At 37.8% G+C, this 2,193-nt stretch carries 1 protein-coding gene and 1 pseudogene; one reads left to right on the forward strand and one right to left on the reverse strand.

Going from position 1 to position 2,193, the window contains the following annotated elements; genetic code table 11:
- Window positions 1-101 precede the first annotated feature (101 nt).
- Window positions 102-308, reverse strand: a pseudogene (locus tag HC725_RS16445) (LysR family transcriptional regulator); the annotation flags it as partial.
- Window positions 309-567: 259 nt separating this feature from the next.
- On the opposite strand from HC725_RS16445, the gene HC725_RS16450 reads away from it, so the two are divergent.
- Window positions 568-2,121, forward strand: coding sequence for a TonB-dependent receptor domain-containing protein (locus tag HC725_RS16450; RefSeq protein WP_190332941.1), 1,554 nt, complete (start codon window positions 568-570; stop codon window positions 2,119-2,121).
- Window positions 2,122-2,193: the final 72 nt, after the last annotated feature.

Below are 2,193 nucleotides of genomic sequence, written 5' to 3' on the forward strand. Positions count from 1 at the left end.
TTGGTTAACATAATCACCATCCAGTTTTGTTAAAACTGAATGATACCAAGTGGATCAATTTTCAATTGGTGTTAGTGGATCATTTTTGCACTGGTGGTGACAAGTAATAAAAACCCAGCTTCAGTAAATACGGCTTTATGGCCAGACCTATCAAAAATAACTAAGTCTAAATCCTGTTCTAGTTTTTGAACTTGATAACTTAAAGAGGAAGGTGCCCTATTCAATTCTTGAGCTGCGGCAGCAAAACTCCCTCTTCTCGCAATCGCATCCAACACATGTAGAGCTTCTAATGTAATAGTGTGATTCAAATTAGTTCCATCCTTTTTTATAATTACATTAAATATATCGTGATCTGACTCACAATAATTAAACATGACGTGCATATCATAAAATTATCTGCCTTCACATAAACAGACACTAATACATTGAAATTATTAATTTATTTTCCATATCCAGCCTAATGACCATAATTGTAGTACACCATAAATGAGAATGTAAGTGATAGCTATTATCATTTGTATTAATTAGAATGCGTCCGAATCAATCAACATGGTAATGGATAACTATATGTCTACATTCAACTTTAAACCAAACTTGCTGTCTATGGCTATTGCTTTATCTTTTTCTTCCTCATTAATAGCGGCGGAAAAAACAGCATTAAATGAGGTGGTGGTTTCAGCCACTCGTACCGAACAAGATATAAAAGATGTATCTTCATCAATCAGTGTCGTATCTGATGACACTATCGATAACCAACTCTCAACCGATCCTCAACAAGCTCTGCAATATACACCAGGTGTAAATGTAGAAGGTCGAGGTCGGTTTGGGATTGCAGATTATAATATCCGAGGTATGGACGAAGGGCGAATCAAAGTCATGGTCGATGGCGTTGAGCAACCTACACCTTACAATCCTGGTGCATCAGAACAACGTCATTACCCTGGTACCATTGAAGTGGATACATTGTCTGCTATTGAAATCAATAAAGGACCCTCTTCCACGTTATATGGCTCTGATGCATTAGGCGGAGCGGTTCTATTCAAAACCAAAAATCCGGATGATATTTTAATCACAAACGGTAATGAAAATCGCTTTGGCATAAAATCAACTTACACTTCCTCAGATGAAACTTTTAAAAACACTTTAACCTGGGCGATGCGTAAAAATGATTTAGAAACCTTACTAATGGCTACCTATGCAGATGGTCAAGAAACAGAAACCTATCACTCAGGGCCAGGTGCTTTAGGTGAAAGCCGAGGCCAAGCAGACCCTGCTGAGAAAAAAATTGGCAACCTATTAGGGAAAGCGTATTACCAAGTCAATGACAATCATAGGGTCGGTTTAACCGTAGAGTATTATCAACGCAGTTATGATGAACAAGAGTTACACAGTGAAGGTTCTAGTATCAACATGGGACCTATGGGATCGCTGGTTTACAGTGATAACTACAATGAAGATGATGTGAATCGATTACGAGTTGGTGTAGAGCATGAATGGCAGATGAATACCGCGATTGCCGATAGTTTACATTGGTCAGTTAACTATCAATCAAGTGATTCTGAATATAAAAACTACGATACTACGACCGGATTTATGAGTTCAGGGCAACGAATGCGTTATCGTGATGCCAGCGATGATCTAATCAAATTCGACGCTCAATTTGATAAACTTGTCGACCTTTCAACTCATTATCATCAACTAACCTATGGCGTTAGCTACAGTAATGATAAGTTTGAACTCGATAATACTGATTATAAATACGATCTTGGTACTGTCACTCCAGGCAGTACAGGATTACCTGATGCACGCTTAGAAAAATGGGGCATATTTGCTCAAGACCAAGCCTTTTTTCTGGATGAAAGCTTAATCATTACCGCTGGTGTTCGCTATGATGGATTTAAAGCTAAGCCTAAAGAGGATGAAGGGTTTACTACCAATTATTCAGAAAATAAAGAAGATGCTGTTACGGGAAAATTAGGTGCTGTTTACCATTTAAATGAAAATTTAAGTACCTTTGCTCAAATTAGCCAAGGCTTTAAAGCACCTACCGTGCAAGAATTATACTATGTCTATAATACTGGCGCGGTATACTGTAGTGGCATAGTAAATTTGGCCACCTAATTAGAGGTGATATAATCACCTCATATATTAATAGGTGACAACTATGACAAAGCATACAAGACCAACTTTTAG

It is taken from the genome of Vibrio sp. S17_S38 (genome assembly GCF_014694375.1).
Lineage (GTDB): Bacteria > Pseudomonadota > Gammaproteobacteria > Enterobacterales > Vibrionaceae > Vibrio.